The organism is Paenibacillus thiaminolyticus (genome assembly GCF_003591545.1).
GTDB lineage: Bacteria > Bacillota > Bacilli > Paenibacillales > Paenibacillaceae > Paenibacillus_B > Paenibacillus_B thiaminolyticus_A.
The window spans coordinates 77,337-96,619 of sequence record NZ_QYZD01000019.1; the positions used below are offsets into that span (position 1 = coordinate 77,337).

Here is a 19,283-nt window from a genome sequence, read left to right on the forward strand (position 1 = left end):
CGCCATGGCCTATGCAATCGGCGTTCCGTTCGGCACCGCCTCGTCTGTCCGCAGCAGCACGACGTCCCCTTCTTCCGGCACGCCGCCGAGCACGAGCACCTCCGAGGGAAAGCCCGCAATCTTCCGCGGCGGGAAATTGACCACCGCGGCAATCTGGCGTCCGATCAGCGCTTCGGGCGTATAGCGAACCGTAAGCTGCGCGCTCGACCGCTTCAGGCCGAGCGGGCCGAAATCGATCAACAGCTTGATCGCAGGCTTGCGCGCCTTGTCAAGTGGAGACGCCTCTACGATCGTGCCGATCCGGATATCCAGCTTCATGAAATCTTCGATGGTCGCCTGGGCCACTTGCGGCTGCGCTTCTTCCGCCGCATTCACGCTGCCCGTATCGGCGCCATTGCTATGCTTATTCGAATCCATCATGCCCATTCCTCCTGTGCGTCAAGCCGGGCCGACTCTTCTTCCCGTTGACGGAAGAAGGCCATGAACGGCTCGCCGAATTGTTTTAGCTTTGCTTCCCCGATCCCTTTGACGAGCATCATCTCGGCTTCCGTCTTCGGCATCCGCTCCGCCATTTCACGCAGCGTGCTGTCGTTGAACACGATATAAGGCGGCACGCCCGCCTTGCTCGCCAGCTCGCGCCGGATCAGGCGGAGCTGCTCGAAGATCGTCTGGTCGACCGCGCCGGCGGCCTTCGGCTTCAGCGAGGTCGCGACCCGCTGCGTCACCTGGCGCTGCCCCTTTAGCACCTCGGCCGCGGGCGGCAGCAAGCGGACGACCGGATACTGTCCTTCACTTAATTGCAAATAGCCTTCCGCGATCAGCACATAAATCAAATCGGCGATCGCCTTCTCGGTCAAATGCCGCATTTCCCCATGCGTCGGCAGCTTCTCGAAGCCGTATTGGACCACCTTTTTGTTGCGCGATCCCTTGAGCACAGAGGCGACCATCGAGACGCCGAACCGTTCCCTCATCCGGAAGATGCAGGAGAAAATTTTCTGCGCTTCCGTCGTAATGTCGATTGATTCGCGCTCATCCTTGCAGTTCCCGCACATGCCGCAGGTCTCGTCCGACATTTCGCCGAAGTAGCGCAGCATGTACGTCTGCAGGCAGCCGGTCGTGTAGCAGTAATCGATCATCGCCTGCAGCTTCTTATATTCATGCGTCTTCCGCTCTGGCGCGGCTTCGCTCTGTTCAATAAAAAACTTCTGCGTCAAAATATCCTGCGGATGGAACAGCAGCACGCATTCGCTCGGCTCGCCGTCCCGGCCCGCGCGCCCGGCTTCCTGCACATACGCCTCCATATGCTTCGGCATATTGTAGTGCAGCACATAACGCACGTTCGATTTGTCGATGCCCATGCCGAAGGCGTTCGTCGCCACGATGACGCGCAGGTCGTCATACAGGAACGCCTCCTGCATATGCGCGCGCTCCTCGTCCGACATCCCGGCATGATACCGGCCGGCGGCAAGACCCGCCTTCCGCAGCATCTCGCACAGATCCTCGACTTCCTTCCGCGTCGAGGCATAGATGATGCCGGGCTGATGCGTGCGCTCCCGCACATAATTCAGCGTGAACGCCCGGCGCTCCTCCCCGCGCAGCACGGCGAACGCCAGGTTGTCCCGCTTGAAGCCGGTGACCACCAGCTCCGGCTCCCCAAGCTCGAGCAGCCGGATTAAGTCCTCCGTCACCTCCGGCGTCGCGGTAGCCGTAAAGGCCGCCATGAGCGGGCGCGGACGTCCCGCCTCCTCCAGCTCCTTCAGGAAAGGCGCGATCGCGCGGTAGCTAGGGCGGAAATCATGCCCCCATTGCGACACGCAGTGGGCCTCGTCCACCGCAATGAACGCGATCGGCAGCGACTTCGCCCGCTCCCGGAACCATTCGCTCTCCAGCCGCTCCGGCGCGACATAGAGCAGCTTCAGCCGCCCTTCCTCCGCCCGGCGCACAATTCGTCCGGCCTCCCCCATCTCCTGAGTGCTGTTGATGAACGCGGCCTCTACGCCCAAGCTGTGCAGCGCATCGACCTGATCCTTCATCAGCGAGATGAGCGGCGAGACGACCAGCGTCACACCCTGCAGCATCAGCGCCGGAATCTGGTAGCAGATCGACTTCCCGCCGCCGGTCGGCATAATGCCTACCGTATTTTTACCTTCTAATATATATTCAATTATTCGCTTCTGTCCCTCGCGGAAGTCATCGTAGCCGAACACCCGCTTCAATGTGCTCCGTGCTTGGTCCATTGATATCATATCCTCGAACTCCTTCTCGCTCTCCCTGCTATTGTTCTAGTATAACCTAACGCGAAGCCGGTTGGGAGGGCCAAGCCGGATTCTCTCGGGGCAAGGTTGAATTCGCGCCCGCCTCTTCGGTCTTGATATTGGCTGCTGCATTAAGGCCGCATTCAACAAACACGAAGCCCGGGGCATTCATATCCCCCGTCCATAAGTATCAATCATTGGGCATTAGAATCAGGCCATATGCAACATCGACCCTAGTGGCCCGTCCTAGCTTGCCTGTATGCTTCCTCTCACTGCTGGTGCTCAAGCCCCGTTGCTGTCGGTTGGCGCCCACCCATTCTTTTTGCTATAGTGAGAGCAGTTGAATCTGAAGGCAGGAGCGAAGACCAGACATGAACGAACGAAGAACCGGTACAGACCGGAGTCATAGAGGAAGCAAACCTAAGGAGCGGGCAGCTTGGAAAAAGGGACCGCGTCCCGGTGCTGCCGGAGCGCGGCCAGGGGTGACCGATGCCTCTGCGGAGCAGGTGAAGATTGGTGATCGCATCGTCGTCACGATCAAGCGGATCGGCATTAACGGAGAAGGCGTCGGCTATTATCGGAAAAAAGCCGTCTTCCTCGACGGCGCTCTTCCGGGCGAGGTCGTGCGGGCGAAGGTAAGCGCAGTGCACGATAAGCATATCGTCGCCGCTGTGACGGCGTACGAGAAGGAATCGCCGGACCGGCGCCAGCCGCCTTGTCCGGTGTATGAGCGCTGCGGCGGCTGCCAACTGCAGCATCTCGCTTACGAGGGCCAGCTCCGGGCGAAGGAGGAGCTGGTGCGGGAGGCGTTCCGCCGCTATGCCGGCATCGAAGGGCAGGCGCTGCCGCTCAAGCCGATGCTGGGCATGGACGATCCGTGGCATTACCGGAACAAAGCCCAACTGCAGCTCGGCGCCGGACGGGACGGCCGCATCGTCGCCGGACTATACGAGGCCCAGTCCCATCAGCTCGTCGATATTACGGGCTGCACGATCCAGCATGACCGCATCAATCAGACGGTCGAGGAGGTCAAGGCGATTCTGGAGCGGCTGCACATTGCGCCGTATGACGTGAAGCGCCGCAGCGGCGTTGTCCGCACGATTATCGTGCGGACAGGCTTCCAGTCCAACGACCTGCAATTAACGCTCGTCACGGGTACGGAGACGCTGCCGAAGAACGACCAGCTCGTCAGCGAGTTGCTGCGGAAGGTACCCGACCTGACCACAATTGCGCACAATATCAACACACGCAAGACGTCGCTCGTGTTCGGCGACAAGACGCGCATTCTCTGGGGCAAGCCGACGATGGAGGACTCGCTCGGCGACGTGAAATTCTCACTGTCACCGCGGGCCTTCTTCCAGCTCAACCCGCAGCAGACGCTGAAGCTGTACGAGGCGGTACGCGTGGCCGCGGCCTTGAGCGGGCGGGAACGGGTCGTCGACGCCTACTGCGGGACGGGCACGATCGCCCTCTGGCTCGCGCCGTATGCGGCCGAGGTGCGCGGCATCGAGATTATCCCGGAGGCCGTCGACAATGCCCGCCAGAACGCCGAGCGCAGCGGCCGCACGAACGCCGCCTTCTATGCCGGGGAAGCCGAAGCGCTGCTTCCCCGCTGGGTGAAGGACGGCTACCGTCCCGACGTCATCGTCGTCGACCCGCCGCGCACCGGCTGCGACGAGCGTCTGCTGCGGGCCATCCTCGCCGCCAAGCCGAAGCGGCTCGTCTACGTCTCCTGCAATCCGTCCACCTTGGCGAAGGATTGTAAAGCGCTGCTGGCCGGCGGTTACGAACTGGCCTCCGTCCAGCCGGTGGACATGTTCCCGCAGACGGCGCATGTGGAGTGCTGTGTGTTGCTGACAAAATGTAATGATACTAGGCTAAATGGATGGAGCTGATTGTTATAATCTTAACGGCAACCGAAGAGGGGAGTGTTAAACAATGAATTTTGAAATGGTAATGCAGGAGCTTGAAGCTCTCGGCAAGGAACGACTCAAGAAGATGTATATATCCAACGGCGCACATGAACCGCTTTTTGGCGTGGCGACAGGCGAGATGAAGCCCATCTTCAAGAAAACAAAAATCAATCAACCTCTGGCCGAGCAGCTTTACGCGACAGGGAACTACGACGCTATGTACTTTGCCGGCATCATTGCAGACCCCAATGCGATGACGGAAGCGGATTATGACCGTTGGATGGATGCGGCTTATTTTTACATGCTGTCTGATTATGTGGTTGCCGTAACCCTGGCGGAAGCAGATATCGCACAAAAGGTTGCCGATAAATGGATCGCAAGCGGAGAAGAGTTGAGAATGTCGGCGGGCTGGAGCTGTTACTGCTGGCTGTTGGGGAATCGTCCAGATGGTGAATTCTCCGAAGACAAAATTGCCGGTATGCTTGATCTGGTGGAACGCACGATTCACGATGCTCCCGAACGAGCGAAATACGCGATGAACAATTTTATGTACACAGTCGCTGTATCTTATTTGCCGCTCCATGATAAGGCCGTCGAGACCGCTAAGGCAGTAGGCCCGGTAAAAGTCAAACGGGACAAGACCAAAAGCAAGCTCATACACGCTTTCGAAAATATTCAAAAGGCTGTAGATAAAGGGCAGCTTGGTTTCAAACGCAAACATGTAAGGTGTTAAATCCAAGTGTGCTGCACTCAGCATACGGTGCATGTGGAGAGTTGTTCAATACTTGTGAGAATTGATTAAAAATAAGATGCATCGGTGTCTAGACTCTTCCTAAAATTCGGAAGGGTTGTGGAAATCGATCAAGCCTTCACTCTTGAGCTGATGAATGGCGAAATGAAAAATGCCGACTTTTTGCGGAATTACAGGCTTATGTAAAACGCATCGGTACAAAATAAATTGGTTCCACGATGGCGTATTATCCGGCTCCTTTTAGCTACAAGCAAACCCAAGCCTGGATCATGAGAAATCAAGACCGATATGCGAATGACGGTTATGGATTATGGGCTGTTTGTCTGAAGGATTCGGGACAGGTTATTGGGGACTGCGGACTTATTAATCAAAATGTAGACGGCAAAACGGAGGTTGAAATCGGCTACCATATTAACAAAAACTATTGGTGCAAAGGCTATGCTTCGGAAGCAGCCACAGCTTGCAAGGAATATGGATTTGACCGTTTAGGGTTAAGCAGGTTGATAAGCATCATCGCTCCCCAAAACCTAGCATCGATACGTGTAGCTGAAAAGATCGGATTCTCCAAGGAAAAAGAAGCTGTTATTTTCGGTAAAACTCATTATATTTTTTCGGGCACTAGGGGTACTGTCTAATTTTTTTTCCATTGATGGTGACGATACGTTGTGAAAAATAGCGGCTTTCGCTTTTCAATTCGGCATATATATCGATAATGACTATACAGCATGGGTGTTCATCAATCAATAAAAGGAGGTTGTTCCTATGGCACACATTGTCGAGATACGCTTCGCTGCATTTATTCCGGAAGCATGGATAGAGCATAAGCGAACCGCGAATGCGCTCATTCAATTCAATGGCAACAACAGAAGCTTTACTTATTACACCGAAGATCAACTCGAGCTTTCGAAAATGGCACAGCATATTGTCGTGGATTTCGAGAAAACGGAAATACAACATTTTCGATCGACAGGCCCGACAATCGAAAGAACCGTTGAACTAAGCAGCGGTAAAGTTTTGCGGGAAGTATTCGGCCATGCCTCTGATTCCGGACTGACCATCTCGAATGAGAGTATCTCAAGCACGTCAGCGTCGTTTTTCATACGAGGCAGTGCGTCCAACCCTTTGAACGCTGACGCTTCTCCTCTAGATTGGGAGTATGACGTAGCGGTTGACAATACAGGAAAAGTAACCATTAAGGGGCGCCATGACGGGTTTCCAGCGCATGAAATTTATAAACGTGTAGATAAGGGCGAGCCGGTTACCATCTATACTCACGATCCGCGCGTTACAGGCGATACGCCCCTGTCTCTGCTCCCTCCGATGGAACGTATAGTAGACAAATTCGTTCCTTAAACCCTCATACTGTGCTTCGGCTTCTCCCTCACCCAAACCCATATCGATGCAGCAGAAATCCGTGAAAATACGATAAACTGCTAAATATAGACCAAAAGCTGGCATATCTTATGGATGGAATCGGGAACAGGAGCTTGGCATGAATCACGGGAAGGAGCACCCTTTCCCCCGTTCGATCGCTATTCTCACCTGCATGACAAGCATGAGCCATGATTTAACGCATATGGCTCAGATCGTTCGGGTCATGGCCAAGAGATACAGTACGGATGTCGGGCCATGGATAGAATATTGGGAATCTTGAAAAAGTAGTGACGAGGGCAGTGAACCCCTCTTTTTTGTTGGTAAGCCGGCTATCGTATGATGCTGGTGACTTGTTGGCGGATGTCAAAATAGATAGTTGAAGCATTCCAATGATTGGGATATCATAATTAGTATCTGATACTAATAGCAATTACTAAATTCGTTTATTCGTTTACAGGGTATCGAATGGAGGAATGATTTTGGAGGACCTGTCTGCTCCACAACGTCTCACTGATAATCATCAAACCGATGATCAACCGCCAACTCCATGGACAGAAGTTGACACACAGGTCACCGGGGCCGGCGATTACGTTATCGATGTAACCCCTATTCGCCATACTATCGCTTCGCGTACGAAGCTGAGTAAAACGGAAATCCCTCATGCCGGGATGATGATAGAAGCGGATGTTACCAATTTAGTATTGCTGCGGAATAAGCGCAAAGATGAGTTTATGCGTCAGGAAGGGATTCATCTTACGTATTTGCCCCTCTTTGTCCAAGCGGTGGTTAGCGCGATCAAAGATTATCCCATCATGAACGCTGCGTGGGCGGCAGACAAAATTATTGTCAAACGCGATATCAACCTGTCCCTGCTCATTGGGAACGAGGATTCCGTACTATCACCTGTCATCCATCACGCCGATCAGAAAAGTATAGCCGGTCTCGCCCTGGCTATCGACTCCCTCACGAAAAAAGCCCGTTCTGGCAAACTGACCCCTAACGATATGAAAGGGGGGACATTTACGGTCAACAATACCGGCTCGTTCGGTTCCGTTTCCTCCAGCCCAACCATTAATTATCCGCAAGCAGCCATCTTAACGTTAGAGTCCATCGTGAAGAAGCCCGTCGTCATCGGCGAGATGATTGCGATACGCTCGATGGTGAACTTATGTTTATCCATTGACCACCGCATTCTCGACGGCGTCATATGCGGACGTTTTTTGCAAAGGGTGAAAGAGAATCTGGAAAGCTACGAGTTGAATACCAAGTTGTATTAAGACTATTGAGGCGGAACAAATTCGCAAGGCCAATCAGGATGAAGCCGGTTATTTAACGGCTTGGCCTTTCGTTCAATTGCAATCCGGAGCTGAGCATAATGCCAGCACCTCCTTAGCCTCTTCCACGGATAATCCCGAATCCCTCATACATGTAAACTAGTGCAAAAATTTGACGCAATTGTATGTGATCAATGTCACTAATCCTCAATTTCTTCTTATGCTACATTCTTAAAACGACAGCATAGTAGTGGTGTGCAGAGTAATCAATTTCTCAATTATTGGAATACTATATGTGCTTTTATGTATTTCTGCGTACCCTTTGCATGGGAGGAATCATATTGAATCAGCTTTTCCGCAAAAAAACACTGAACCTCATGCTCGCTCACAGTGAGAAAAAAGAATTAGCACGAACGATGTCATTGATGGATTTAATCTTTCTTGGCGTAGGCTGCGTGATCGGGACTGGGATTTTTGTTGTGACGGGTGTCGTTGCAGCAGAATCTGCAGGACCCGGGATCATGCTGTCATTTGTTATCGCAGGTATTGCCTGTGCGCTCGCTGCCTTCTGTTACGCCGAGTTTTCCTCCGCCGTACCTGTCTCAGGAAGTGTGTATACGTACACGTATGCCACATTAGGCGAATTGTTCGCCTTCCTTATCGGATGGGATCTTATGCTTGAATATGTGATGGCTATTTCTGCCGTATCTACGGGATGGTCTGCATACTTTCAATCTTTGCTAGCGGGCTTTAATATCCACCTTCCCGCCATTCTCACCTCCGCCCCTAGTGTTGGCAAAGGAGGATTCATCGATTTACCGGCCGTTCTGATCATCTTGGGAATCACAGCACTCGTCAGCAAAGGTGTAAAGGAAAGCATTAAATTCAACAATATTATGGTGTTCGTCAAATTAGCTGTTATCTTCCTATTTATAGTGGTAGGGATTTGGTATGTAAAGCCTGATAACTGGGTGCCTTTTGCGCCCTTTGGACTTCAGGGGATCGTAACCGGTGCAGCTACGGTATTCTTTGCCTATATCGGGTTCGATGTTATCGCTACGGCATCGGAAGAAGTGAAGAATCCGAAAAAAACAATGCCGATCGGGATTATCGCGTCCTTGCTCATTTGCACGATTTTGTATATGGCGGTCTCCGGGGTCTTAACAGGGATGATCTCGTATACTAAGTTAAACGTGGGCGCTCCTGTCGCTTTAGCCTTAGAAACGGTAGGGCAAAACTCGATCGCGGGTATCATTTCAATCGGGGCGGTCTTTGGCATTACAACCGTAATTCTGGCACTAATCTATGCGCAAGTACGTTTAACCTACGCCATGAGTCGTGATGGATTATTGCCGAAGCAATTCTCCAAAGTAAATGCAAAGACCCAGACTCCGTTCGCTAACACATGGTTAACCGGGATTGTCGCAGCAGGCATTGCAGGTTTTATTGATCTGACCACACTGGCACATTTAGTGAATATGGGCACTTTGGCTGCGTTTACCCTCATATCGATTGCCGTCATCGTCCTGCGGAAGAAGTTCCCTGACATCAAGGCTTCCTTCCGCGTCCCGTTCGTTCCTGTGCTGCCGGCCATTAGCGCATTGCTTTGTCTCTACCTTGCATTAAGTTTGCCGTTAATCACCTGGATCTCCTTTGTGATATGGATTTCGATTGGTACGGCAATATACTTTATATATTCGCGCAAGCACAGCAAGTTGAATTGACGATAGGTAGGTAAAGGGAATTCAAGGACTATTCACTCGAAATGACAGGAATGTTCTTATTAACGGATAAATAGGTGATATAGAAGTAACACGAGGCGGCTATCCTAAGCCGCCTCTTCCCATGCTCATATCTCTCCTACTTCGACGGACGCGTCGGCTTCGTCTTTGAACTGTTCGCAGCCGCTACCGCTTTCGTCGTCGTGAAGCTCCATGTTTTCGTGAACTCCGAAGCCGGAATGCCCTTCTCCTCGTTGAAGCTGTTCGTCTCGCCGAAGCTGCCGTAACCGTATCGGTCGTCTTGCCTTGCAGAGGCTCTTTCGGAATCAGGAGGATGATCTCATCCGCTCCTTGCTTTTTGGCATCCACCAAATAAAAATCGACCGGTTTCCCGGAAGCATCGGTAATGGAAGCCGAGTGATGAATCAGCTTATTGCCATAGGAGGTGCTGATCGAGATTGGATAACCGACCTTGGCGCCTTGCTGCTTGTAATAGGTCAACGGATTTGGCGATTCATTAGCCAGCCAGAAGGTCGGAATCTCCTTCTGACCATGGTAAGGAGAATAGACGATATCCCGATCTTTCATCATTTCCCCGAATTTTTTGGTTCCGGGATTGGTGACGGTATAGTCATCCGTTACTCCGATGCCCACCTCATCCAGATTCGGCGACAAGAGCGTAGCCCGATGGAATGGCGCATCGATTAGAACTTGCGTCCCTCTGGTAGCTCATCGAAGGTCGGAGCGATGACCTCGCCCACGCTGATGTTCGGATAACCGAACGCTTCCGCACGCTGGGAGGCAAAGCTCCGGAGAAGCCCGCCTTCTCCTTCCCCTCGATATGGGTCATCGAGTGATGAGCCGTCGCATAATTCGCATGGGCTTGCGCCGCTTTATTCAGACTTTCGTCGAACTTGAGCACAGATAAGTTTGCTGCCGCACGCAGCGAATTGATCATTCCAAAGACGCTTTCCGATGCGCTTCGAGGCGTGTCCGCTCTACGCCGGCATAGACATCAAGCGTGGATTGCGGACTTTTCGGCGGATCCGTTTTGCATTGGACTTTCTCCGATACGGTGACCGGAATTTCGAGCGATAGGTGCTGGTAAGAGATCCGCTAGTTCGCAAGCCAATATCAATCTTATCTGTGCCTGCTGCTAAACGCGTAAATCCGGACGTATCCTCCGCAAATGCCAGATTTCCCGCTCCGCGCACATCGACAGGTGCATACTTTCTATCGGTTTTATTTTCGGTTCGATCATGTGCACTCGCCAAGCTGTACCTGCTAAAATGACGCACTAACTGTCGCCAGCTTGCACGCCATCATTTTCTCTTTATAACCATAGTCTTATGCTCTCATCCGAACGGAGAAACCGAGTGGCAGCAACGCCTGTTAACTTGAGTGCTCTATGAATTTCGTGAAATCCGCCAGACGGTCCGCATCCACATCCTGTCTTCCATACGCGTCAAGAAACCGTTCGTGGTACCGGTCCGTCTTCAGATTGTAGCGCAGCGTCCACAATCCCCAATACAGATCGAAGTGCCTGTCGCCGACTCCTCCATTCCCTACATCGATAAATGAGCGAAATGAGAAGCGATCGAGAATCACATTCGGCAGGCAATAATCCCCGTGAATCAGGACATCATCGGCGGCGAAATTCTCCAAGCGCTGCATAAGTCCAGCATCGATCTCCTTGCCGGTCGCTTCCGCCAGCATCTCTGCCGTTCGATGCGGATAAGGGCAGCCGTCCAGCGGAAGCGAATGCAGCATCCGCAGCGATTCGCCGAAGACCGACGCCAATCTGTCCGGCTGTTCGAGATGCACGGCCTCGGCGCCATCCTGCCCTTCCACGGCCTCGGTCAACAGATAATCCCGCTCCCCGTCCGATTCATACGCGATGACATTCGGCGCGAGGCCAAGGCCGTGCATGAACCGCGTCATCCGGCATTCCCGTTCCAGACTGCCGGCGGCGCATATTTTAAGGAACGCGCGCTCCGCCCCCTCTACGAACAAAGTCTTCGCCGCTTCCGAACAGCTGCTGTCATAAATCGTCGCCTGTTCAACATACGGCCGCATGGCCTCCGGCACCGTCCCGATATCAAAAGCGATTTCCGTTCTCTTCATTTCTCTTCCTCCTACCGCCAAAGACGCTCCCTGCCCTCTTACCCTCTCCGGGACAGCTTCAGCATCGTATCCGCATTCTTCTGGAAGCAATACGGAACGGATACCTCTTCCGCGTCCCACCCTTGGCTGTCAATATATTCGGCATGCTCATACTTGCGGTTCGACAAGTCTGCCAGTGGGAAAATGCGAATCTCTTCGCGTGTCACCCGCATCAGCTCGCGAATGGTCCGCACGTGAAAATCATACTCCAGCCGATCCGCATACATGAACAGGAAATGATCCGACAAGGTCATATCGAAAGCCGCGTCCGGGAAGGGCAGCTCGGGCAGCACGGCCGGCCATAGCGCTCCGGGGCCTGCTTCATGTCTGCCGCGCAATCGCGCAGCGCCTGCATCCGAGTCCGCCTCAATCCGGCTACCGCTTGACATTCGTCCCAAATGTAGTTCGCTTGCGCCTTCTCCATATGCTCTATCGACAGATCGAACATTTTCACATACTCTTCGAACGTCCTTCCAATAAACGATCCGGCTCAAATCCAGCTTTACCTCGGCTTGACTCATCTCTGCTCAACTCACTTTTCTCCGCTAAAAATAATAACTCACTGGCATTGTATCATATGGTCGAGAATTTTACTGCATATCCGCTTGCCTCGGAGCGGTCTTGCCGCCCGGTCTGCGGGAAGCGGAGACGGCCAGGTATACCCCGGCGAGCACGACAGCCATACCTTGCCTCCAGCCGTCCGGGATGTCCATTCTGACCGGATGCATTGCGCTTATGTTATAATAAATCTTGTCGGGAGCCATGCTGCTCCTGCCTATGAGAATGATATAGAGAGGGTGCTCCCATTCATGATCCATTACATTCGGTTGCGTTAATGAGAGGTGCGGATGAAGGCTCAGCCATTTTTTGAGCGATGGCCTGGGTTTATTTTTCTGCGCCTTTTTTCATTCACCAATCCGAATGAATGGGGTGTTTTTGCATGTCTATCTATGGCAAAAAACAGATGAGCATCCGTCTCATTTCCGAATATGAAGCGATACTGGCCTGCCCGAGCTGCTCCGGCCCAATGCAGTTGATGCAGATGGCGAACACGGGCAGCTTGCGCTGCTCTCGCGGCCATTGCTTCGATATCGCGAAGCAGGGGTATGTGAACCTGCTTCCGCATCCTCCGCGCGGCACTTACGACCAACCGATGTTCGAAGCCCGCAGGAGAGTAAGCGCCAGCGGTTTTTTTGAACCGCTGCTGGAACGGATCAGCGGCCGAATCTCCCGGGGTCTCGCCTTCGATGCGGAACCGCCGCATCTGTTGGATGCCGGCTGCGGGGAAGGCTCCGCTTTAGCCCGCATTGTGCACCAAGTACACGAACACACAGCGGTCAAGCTGTTGGGCATAGGCGTCGACATTACCAAGGAAGCAATCCGGATCGCGGCAAGAGACTCATTGCGGGCGATATGGTGCGTTGCCGATCTGGCCCAGTGCCCGTTCGCCGATCGGACCTTCGGCTTCATCCTGAACCTGTTGTCTCCGTCGAACTATGCCGAGTTCCGCCGGCTGCTCTCCGATGACGGAATGGTCATTAAGGTCATTCCCGGAAGCGCCTATTTACGCGAGCTCAGGGAGGTGCTGTATCGGCAGACGGACAGACAGCACTACGATAATAAGCGCACGGCAGCGCTCTTTTGCCGTCATTTTCATCTGATTGAGACCGAGTCGGTGCAGTATCGTCTCCCGGCAGCCCCCGCATTCCTGGAGGACGTGATCCGCATGACGCCCTTGTCCTGGGGCGCGCCGGAAGAGCGGATCCGTCAGGCGCTGCATATGGAGAACGCCGAGATTACCGCAGACTTCACGATCCTGTACGGGAAGCAAAAATAAAAGTTTGAATCAACATCCACCCTGCCTGGCGGGGTGGATGTTTTGCTTGTGCCCGGGCGTGCTGACATCTTCCTGACACCTTCATCCTGTACGCTGTCGGCAGGGGAACTGAGGCCGCCAGCTTAATTTTTCCTAAGGCATCGTTCCCCTGTCTGCTGGTACAATAGCCTGTACGTATGAAGCTCGAAAGGATGTCATGACATGAAAAAGATATTGCTGATCGAAGATGAAGCGCCCATCGCCCGCTTGCTGCAGGCGTATCTGGCGCGTGAACCATATGAAGTGCGCTGGGAGGCGGGAGTGGGAGATCTGGAGGGACTTTTTTTGTCATGGAGGCCGGATCTGGTGCTTCTCGATTTGACCTTGCCCGATCAGGACGGAAGGGAGATTCTGAAGCAGCTAAGGCAGTATGGAAGTTGTCCGGTCATTATCGTGACCGCGCGCGGCGCTGTGCCGGATCGGCTACGGGGACTGCAGGAAGGGGCCGATGACTATATTTCGAAGCCGTTCGATCCGGAAGAAGTTGTCGCCCGCGTCCAAGCGGTTCTGAGGCGATCCATCTATATGGCCGATCACGAGGCCGTACGGCTGGAGGTCTGGTCATCGACTTCACCTCCTGCGCCGCTTACTTGAACGAGCAGGCGGTGCCGCTGATCCCGCGCGCTTGGAATGTGCTCGCCTTCCTTGCTCGGCATCCCAATCAATGCTTCAGCCGGGAGCAACTGCTGGACAACATATGGGGAATCGATTATGAAGGCGGAGATCGGGCGGTAGACACGACAATCAAACGGTTGCGGCAGTGCCTGAAGGATTGGCCGGAAACCGAAGGCGCTATCCGGACCATGCGGGGAATGGGGTATTCTCTCCATGTCCGCTAGACAACCAATCCCGATGCTGCGCGTCTGGGCGTGGCGCTACGCTCTGATTCTGTTCGCCGCGCTGCTCCTTATCGGTCTCCTCCCCGGTATCTGGATCTATGCGAACGCATACCGGCACAGCTATGATGTGCTGCAAGCGCGGGCGGAGCAGTTGGCCGATTCCTATGTCCGGATCTCGAGTCTGGCCAGCATTCAGGCCGAGACGCAGACCTCTGCGAACAGTCTCAAGTCGGAGCTGTCCGTCCGGCCTATCATTCCGTTCGAATCTGCCGAAGCGGCCACCCCGGTCCAAACCATTAGCGCCACCATCATAGCGGCACCCGCGAATGGCGAGACGATGCAGATTGTTGATGCGAAGGGCAAGGTGCTTAATACGGTGGAAGATGGCGGGAACGACGAATCCGGAACCGCCGTCGCACCTTCCGACTACAAGACCGTGCTCTCCGGGCAGCCGACCCGGGAACGCTTCATCAAGCAGGATGTGACGTGGCTGCGCATCGGCGTGCCGCTCAAGCAGCAGTCAGGTGTGGCTGGGGCGCTGTACTTGAGCGCGCCGATTCAGGAGGATATCAACAACACGAAGCAGCTCTATGTCCTGATCGCGTTGATGGCCTTCGGCATCGCCGCGGCCGGCTGGGCGGCGATCTATCTGCTGCTGCGGAAGCTGACGCAGCCGCTGCGCCAGCTGGCGCATGCCGCGCTGCAGGTTGCCGACGGGCAGTATTCGCCGGCGCTGCCCGCCGTCCACGGGATTAAGGAGCAGGAGCTGAGGCAGCTTATCTCCTCCTTCGGCGACATGACCTCGCGCCTCAAGCAGTTGGAACAGATGCGCACTGATCTGCTGGCCGGGGTGTCGCATGAGCTGCGGACGCCGCTTACCTCAATTCGCGGCATGGTTCAGGCCGTGCATGGACGAGTCGTCGCGGGGAGCGAAGCCGATGAATTCCTGCAGATCTCGCTCGAGGAAGCGAAGCGGATGCAGTGTATGGTCGATGATCTGCTCGAATTCTCTTCTCTGGAAGCAGGGGCCATCAAGACCGAGCCCGAGAAGGGTCCGCTCTCCCCGCTCATCCGCAGCGTCATTCAGCAGCTGCGATCCTTGCCGTCGTTCGCCTTGATACAGCTGAATGCCATCCTGCCAGACGAAGACATCGAATGCGATGGAGATCAGGGACAGATCAAGCAGATTATCACGAATCTGATCATGAACAGCTCGGCGGCCGAGGCAACCGAGATTGCCGTGAAGGCCGCGATATTCGATGAGGACATTGTCATCGAGGTCCGGGATAACGGCGGCGGTATCCGTGAATCCGAGGTCCCGTTCATCTTCGAACGCTATTACCGCGGCAGCATCCGGCGCAAGAAGAAGCAAGGACTCGGTCTGGGCCTGACGCTCAGCCGGCTGCTTGCTCGCGCCAATGGCGGGGAGCTCGTCCTTCAATCCACCTCGCAGGCCGGTACCGTGTTCCGGCTGTCCCTGCCCAAGCCGCCCGCGCCATAACTGCCCGCGGCTGTCCTTGTACCGGACGGACTTTACCTGCCGGAAAGGTTGCGGAATCAAGGCGCCCCGCATATAGAGCGGCCTTCACTTTATGCCAGGCCTGCCGGGCTCTCCGGACTGGGCGGGTTTGCCATGCGGGACGCCTTGCGCCCCTGGGATAATGGCAGGCCGAGTCGCCTTGCCTTTATCCCCCGATTCGGCAGCCGCATGAAGCGGAGCCGAGCCAGGTATGCGGATTGCCCACCCAGCACCAGCCCAGCTTCGGCCAGCCGCCGCTTATCCAGAGCGCGATGACCCTGCGGTCGCCGCAGCAGGAGGCAAGCAGGGAGAAGCCGTTATTTTTCTGCAAAATGTCCGGGTAATGGGTAAGGAGCGCAATTCCCTCCTCGATCGTAAGGGGAGAGCGGCCCTGCTGCACTATTGTCTTGAGCGCTTCATTCGGCGTCACGTTCAGCGTCTCCATTCCCCTGTCGATATCGGCCGCCACATACGCGATGCCGGCAGGAAGCTCAACGCCCTCGATCGGTTGAAAGCGGCGAAGCTCTTCGGCATCCATAATGCTGAAGCCCCGCTTGCCCTGCCGCTCGACCTGCTCCATGGCCTTATCCCCAGCCAAGCCATCGCTCCTCACGACGATAATGTAAGGTATATGCCCCTTGCCGGGCTTCGGTCTCTTCTGGCATAGGCAGCGGCTGGACGCGCTCCCTCAGAGGCGCAAGCTGCTCCTTGAACGCCTCTTCGTCCAGCCCGACGAATGCTGGATAGCCCGCCTGAATCAAGTTGCCTACCTTCCGATCGAATTCATTTCTATCCGGTCTCCTCATCTGTTCTCCTCCTCCATGCTTCTCTCGCTATCCATCTACAAATCCATCGTACAACATGGAAGCTAATTATAAGCTTGGGCGGCAGCAGTACCTATCATTATCGACTCAGCTTGCCAAAACATTATAAGTCAGCTTTAATCTTTAGTAACGAAGACAATTTGCCGAGGAGGACGGAATACGATGAGACCGATCGATGCAGCAAGACGATTGAAGCTGAGCACCAGCGCCCTCCGCAATCACGAGGCTCAGGGCATCATTCCCCCTGCGCTGCGCGCTCCGAACGGATACCGGAAATATACCGATGAGCATCTCGCCTATCTGGAGTGCATTGCCGCCATGGCTGCCGGATATGGCATGGAGGTGACTTCCGATGTGATGCAGCTGCTTCGAGCCAGGGATACCGCATCCGCACTGTGGCTGATGAATGAAGTGCAAGCGCTGCTTCATCGGGACCGCTGCCTGGCCGAAGAGGCGATTCGCCGCTTCGAGCTGGAAGAACGCGGCGCTTCCGATCCGGACAGCGAAGGGATGACGATCGGTGAAGTGGCGGCCGAGACCGGTGTCCCCCGCCCCACCCTCTTTTCCATAACCTGGACAAAAAAAGAGCGCAAACTGTGCCCCATTTTGTTGCCATATCTTCACAGTTATAAATGTAAAATTACGGAACTGATGGTATAATCAAATCAACTCTACCCCTTTGACTCCTAAGCGTATTTTGTTGTGAAGGCGGTGCTTTCGCATGTCCGCACGTCAATTATTAAAGCGCTTTACTCCTCAACTATGCCGCCGAGACGGCCTGACACTGGTAGAGGTGCTGGCGGCAAAATACGGTGATCTCTCCGATCTTCACGCTCGGACCGCCAAGCGTAATATCGCGATGCAGCCAATGACTCTTGCGTTCCTCCAGCTCCGTAACCCACCAATTCCTCGCCTGCAATTGCTCGGCCGCCTGCTTCTTCGTTACCGCCTTCACGATACCGCGCCGACGGGCGCCGTATTCATCCACCGCCTTGAATTGAAAGGTCGCCAACGCCAACAACCTCTTTTCCCCCGTTAATTTAATCGCTTTAATTCACTCTGCCATAGGAAGCGCCGTTAGAGAGGGACACCCCCTCCAACACAATATCGGAATGCGCCTGAACTTGATCATAATCAATGAGCCCGTTCATGGCCGCATCGGCGAATGCCTGAGCGAAGGTAACCATCCCTTCCGCCCGGCTGGTCAGCATAATCCCCGGCAATTGATACGTTCGGCCCGCGCGGATCGAATGCGCCACAGAAGGAATATTGACCAGTACTTCAAATACGCCGACCATTCCCTTCTCGAACCGCCTTCGCACGAGACGCTGCGCACGACGCCGACCAGCACCGACGCCAGCTGCGTGCGGATGTTTGGGTTCATCGATTTCAGATATTTAAAATTTTAGCGTTTAAACTATTTCTAAGGATATGTAACCACAGGCTATAATTACTGTCAATATATCCCATACAGTTAATTCCCCAATTCCGAACTTTACCGTTAACAAGGTCGAAAACGTTCACAATTTTGTGAATTTAGGCTCGATTATTCATTTTTCCGACACAAACGAACGGTTCCTGCCTTTCCCTCCCAGAGACGTTCCCTCTCTACAGGATCCCGTGGCCAGCCGCTTCCCGAGAACGCAAAAAAGAGCGCGAACCGCTTTCCCCATTCGCACTCTTTCTGTATGTTTGCTTCAATTCCGAACATTACTTCAACTTCATCCCGTGGCCAGCTTCCCTAATGCCAGCAGCACCGCGCCATAGGCCGCATCCTTCTCGGCGTTAATGCACTGCATCCCGGGGTACCGCTCTGCCAACAAAGCGGTCAAGCCGTTCCGCACATCACTGTTCTTCAGCAGCACGCTGCCGGCCATCGCCACCGTTCCCGATTGCAGGCCCAGCTTCTCCACGACCGGAACGATGAGCTCGCACAGGGAGCGGGCGCATTGGTCCGCGATGGAGAGAGCGGTCTTATCCCCTAGCCCACAGGCCTGCGACAAAATCGGGGCCAGGGCCGCGATATCTTTTTTGTTCGTGCGCTGATCATACACGAAGCGGATAAGCTGCTGAATCGATTCTGTCTGCAGCTGCTGATACACCATCCCCGTAATGGGCGTTGCGGGGAGGCGGCCGTCATGCGCGCGCACGACCGAGGATAGCAGCTCGCGGCCAATGCTGTAGCCGCTGCCTTCATCATCGATCAGATGGCCATAGCCGCCCGCGCGATGGGACTGGCCCGCTTCATTCTGGCCATAGCAGATCGATCCCGTGCCCGCGATGAGGATGACGCCGACGGCCTTGCCGTGCGCGCCCCACAGCGCCGTTGCTTGATCGCCCGTAATGGTCAAGCCGCCTTCATACCCGCATTCGCGAACGCTCGCTTCGAGGCGGGGAACGACCGTCGGATTGCTGATCCCCGCCGCGCCGATACAGACCTGCACGCAGTGCTCCAGCCCTCCGCATACCTTCGCAATCATCTCGAAAATATCCCGCAGGCTGCTTCGCACACTCGCCTCGTCCTGTCCGTTGTAGTTGATCGCGCCAGATGTGAACGTATGCACTACCGTCCCCTTCACATCCGCAACGGTGACGGCCGTCTTCGTGCCGCCGCCGTCCACCCCTGCCACATAGTTCAACGTAAGCTCACATCCTTCTTCTGCCTTAAGCTCCGCGCAGACCCCGACGCACAGTCACCAGACGCACGACCGCGCATACGTACGACGCGCCGACGCACGAACAGCGCTCGTTCCGGCATGCGGCGACGGTTCGGC

At 54.7% G+C, this 19,283-nt stretch carries 18 protein-coding genes and 5 pseudogenes; 11 read left to right on the forward strand and 12 right to left on the reverse strand.

Features of this window, described 5'->3' with window-relative positions:
* Positions 1-9: 9 nt before the first annotated feature.
* Both csaA and recQ read right to left on the reverse strand, forming a co-directional pair.
* Positions 10-420: a chaperone CsaA gene (gene csaA / locus DQX05_RS19430; RefSeq protein WP_259392114.1), complete on the reverse strand. Its 411-nt coding sequence runs from the start codon at positions 418-420 to the stop codon at positions 10-12.
* Positions 417-2,246, reverse strand: a complete 1,830-nt coding sequence (gene recQ / locus DQX05_RS19435) for a DNA helicase RecQ (RefSeq protein ID WP_119795136.1) — start codon at positions 2,244-2,246, stop codon at positions 417-419. The genes csaA and recQ overlap by 4 nt, the downstream gene beginning before the upstream one ends.
* A gap of 380 nt (positions 2,247-2,626) precedes the next feature.
* Here recQ and rlmD point away from each other — a divergent pair, with 380 nt between their 5' ends.
* From rlmD to DQX05_RS19470, 7 genes and pseudogenes are all read left to right on the forward strand, one after another.
* On the forward strand, positions 2,627-4,150 hold the full coding sequence (rlmD, locus tag DQX05_RS19440) for a 23S rRNA (uracil(1939)-C(5))-methyltransferase RlmD (RefSeq protein WP_259392115.1): 1,524 nt from the start codon (positions 2,627-2,629) through the stop codon (positions 4,148-4,150).
* A 43-nt stretch (positions 4,151-4,193) separates the two neighbouring features.
* Positions 4,194-4,901, forward strand: a complete 708-nt coding sequence (locus DQX05_RS19445) for a DNA alkylation repair protein (protein WP_119795138.1) — start codon at positions 4,194-4,196, stop codon at positions 4,899-4,901.
* A gap of 233 nt (positions 4,902-5,134) precedes the next feature.
* A pseudogene (locus DQX05_RS19450) lies at positions 5,135-5,554 on the forward strand (GNAT family N-acetyltransferase); the annotation flags it as partial.
* 127 nt (positions 5,555-5,681) lie between these two features.
* Entirely contained in the window at positions 5,682-6,272 is a 591-nt protein-coding gene (locus DQX05_RS19455; protein WP_119795140.1) for a DUF3238 domain-containing protein, read from the forward strand.
* Positions 6,273-6,474: 202 nt separating this feature from the next.
* Positions 6,475-6,581: pseudogene (locus DQX05_RS33250) on the forward strand (DinB family protein); the annotation flags it as partial.
* Between the two features lie 248 nt (positions 6,582-6,829).
* Positions 6,830-7,570: pseudogene (locus DQX05_RS19465) on the forward strand (dihydrolipoamide acetyltransferase family protein); the annotation flags it as partial.
* Positions 7,571-7,908: 338 nt separating this feature from the next.
* Positions 7,909-9,291 carry a branched-chain amino acid transporter BcaP gene (locus DQX05_RS19470; protein WP_119795142.1) on the forward strand — a complete coding sequence of 461 codons (1,383 nt, stop codon included), beginning with the start codon at positions 7,909-7,911 and terminating at the stop codon, positions 9,289-9,291.
* Positions 9,292-9,474: 183 nt separating this feature from the next.
* Here DQX05_RS19470 and DQX05_RS19475 read toward each other — a convergent pair whose 3' ends face one another.
* The 5 genes and pseudogenes from DQX05_RS19475 to DQX05_RS30950 form a co-directional block, all read right to left on the reverse strand.
* The gene (locus DQX05_RS19475) at positions 9,475-9,963 is read right to left on the reverse strand and encodes a hypothetical protein (RefSeq protein ID WP_147385208.1); all 489 of its coding nucleotides are present in this window, start codon (positions 9,961-9,963) and stop codon (positions 9,475-9,477) included.
* Positions 9,944-10,246, reverse strand: a complete 303-nt coding sequence (locus DQX05_RS33255) for a CAP domain-containing protein (RefSeq protein WP_119795144.1) — start codon at positions 10,244-10,246, stop codon at positions 9,944-9,946. The genes DQX05_RS19475 and DQX05_RS33255 overlap by 20 nt, the downstream gene beginning before the upstream one ends.
* A 434-nt stretch (positions 10,247-10,680) precedes the next feature.
* Positions 10,681-11,412, reverse strand: coding sequence for an aminoglycoside 3'-phosphotransferase (locus DQX05_RS19485; RefSeq protein WP_119795145.1), 732 nt, complete (start codon positions 11,410-11,412; stop codon positions 10,681-10,683).
* A gap of 38 nt (positions 11,413-11,450) precedes the next feature.
* Positions 11,451-11,972, reverse strand: a pseudogene (locus DQX05_RS33260) (SAM-dependent methyltransferase).
* A 69-nt stretch (positions 11,973-12,041) separates the two neighbouring features.
* Positions 12,042-12,215: a hypothetical protein gene (locus DQX05_RS30950; RefSeq protein ID WP_182914824.1), complete on the reverse strand. Its 174-nt coding sequence runs from the start codon at positions 12,213-12,215 to the stop codon at positions 12,042-12,044.
* Positions 12,216-12,391: 176 nt separating this feature from the next.
* On the opposite strand from DQX05_RS30950, the gene DQX05_RS19495 reads away from it, so the two are divergent.
* The 3 genes and pseudogenes from DQX05_RS19495 to DQX05_RS19505 all read left to right on the forward strand — a co-directional run bounded on the left by DQX05_RS19495 (position 12,392) and on the right by DQX05_RS19505 (position 15,667).
* Positions 12,392-13,288, forward strand: coding sequence for a putative RNA methyltransferase (locus DQX05_RS19495; protein WP_119795146.1), 897 nt, complete (start codon positions 12,392-12,394; stop codon positions 13,286-13,288).
* Between the two features lie 201 nt (positions 13,289-13,489).
* Positions 13,490-14,166 (forward strand): annotated as a pseudogene (locus DQX05_RS32895) (response regulator transcription factor).
* Positions 14,156-15,667, forward strand: coding sequence for a sensor histidine kinase (locus DQX05_RS19505; protein ID WP_119795147.1), 1,512 nt, complete (start codon positions 14,156-14,158; stop codon positions 15,665-15,667). Before DQX05_RS32895 ends, DQX05_RS19505 begins: the two are co-directional and overlap by 11 nt.
* A gap of 184 nt (positions 15,668-15,851) precedes the next feature.
* Here the strand turns inward: DQX05_RS19505 and DQX05_RS19510 are convergent, their stop codons facing one another.
* Both DQX05_RS19510 and DQX05_RS32355 read right to left on the reverse strand, forming a co-directional pair.
* Positions 15,852-16,283, reverse strand: a complete 432-nt coding sequence (locus tag DQX05_RS19510; RefSeq protein ID WP_259392117.1) for a DUF5701 family protein — start codon at positions 16,281-16,283, stop codon at positions 15,852-15,854.
* The gene (locus tag DQX05_RS32355) at positions 16,270-16,491 is read right to left on the reverse strand and encodes a hypothetical protein (RefSeq protein WP_259392118.1); all 222 of its coding nucleotides are present in this window, start codon (positions 16,489-16,491) and stop codon (positions 16,270-16,272) included. The genes DQX05_RS19510 and DQX05_RS32355 overlap by 14 nt, the downstream gene beginning before the upstream one ends.
* Before the next feature lie 180 nt (positions 16,492-16,671).
* Between DQX05_RS32355 and DQX05_RS19515 the strand changes: the two genes are divergently transcribed.
* Positions 16,672-17,169: a MerR family DNA-binding transcriptional regulator gene (locus DQX05_RS19515; RefSeq protein WP_259392119.1), complete on the forward strand. Its 498-nt coding sequence runs from the start codon at positions 16,672-16,674 to the stop codon at positions 17,167-17,169.
* Between the two features lie 100 nt (positions 17,170-17,269).
* Here the strand turns inward: DQX05_RS19515 and DQX05_RS19525 are convergent, their stop codons facing one another.
* From DQX05_RS19525 to DQX05_RS19535, 3 genes are all read right to left on the reverse strand, one after another.
* The gene (locus DQX05_RS19525) at positions 17,270-17,521 is read right to left on the reverse strand and encodes a hypothetical protein (RefSeq protein WP_259392120.1); all 252 of its coding nucleotides are present in this window, start codon (positions 17,519-17,521) and stop codon (positions 17,270-17,272) included.
* 37 nt (positions 17,522-17,558) lie between these two features.
* Complete coding sequence (locus tag DQX05_RS19530) at positions 17,559-17,807, reverse strand: hypothetical protein (protein WP_259392121.1); 249 nt, start codon at positions 17,805-17,807, stop codon at positions 17,559-17,561.
* Between the two features lie 423 nt (positions 17,808-18,230).
* Positions 18,231-19,148: an N-acetylglucosamine kinase gene (locus DQX05_RS19535; protein ID WP_119795148.1), complete on the reverse strand. Its 918-nt coding sequence runs from the start codon at positions 19,146-19,148 to the stop codon at positions 18,231-18,233.
* Positions 19,149-19,283 lie beyond the last annotated feature (135 nt).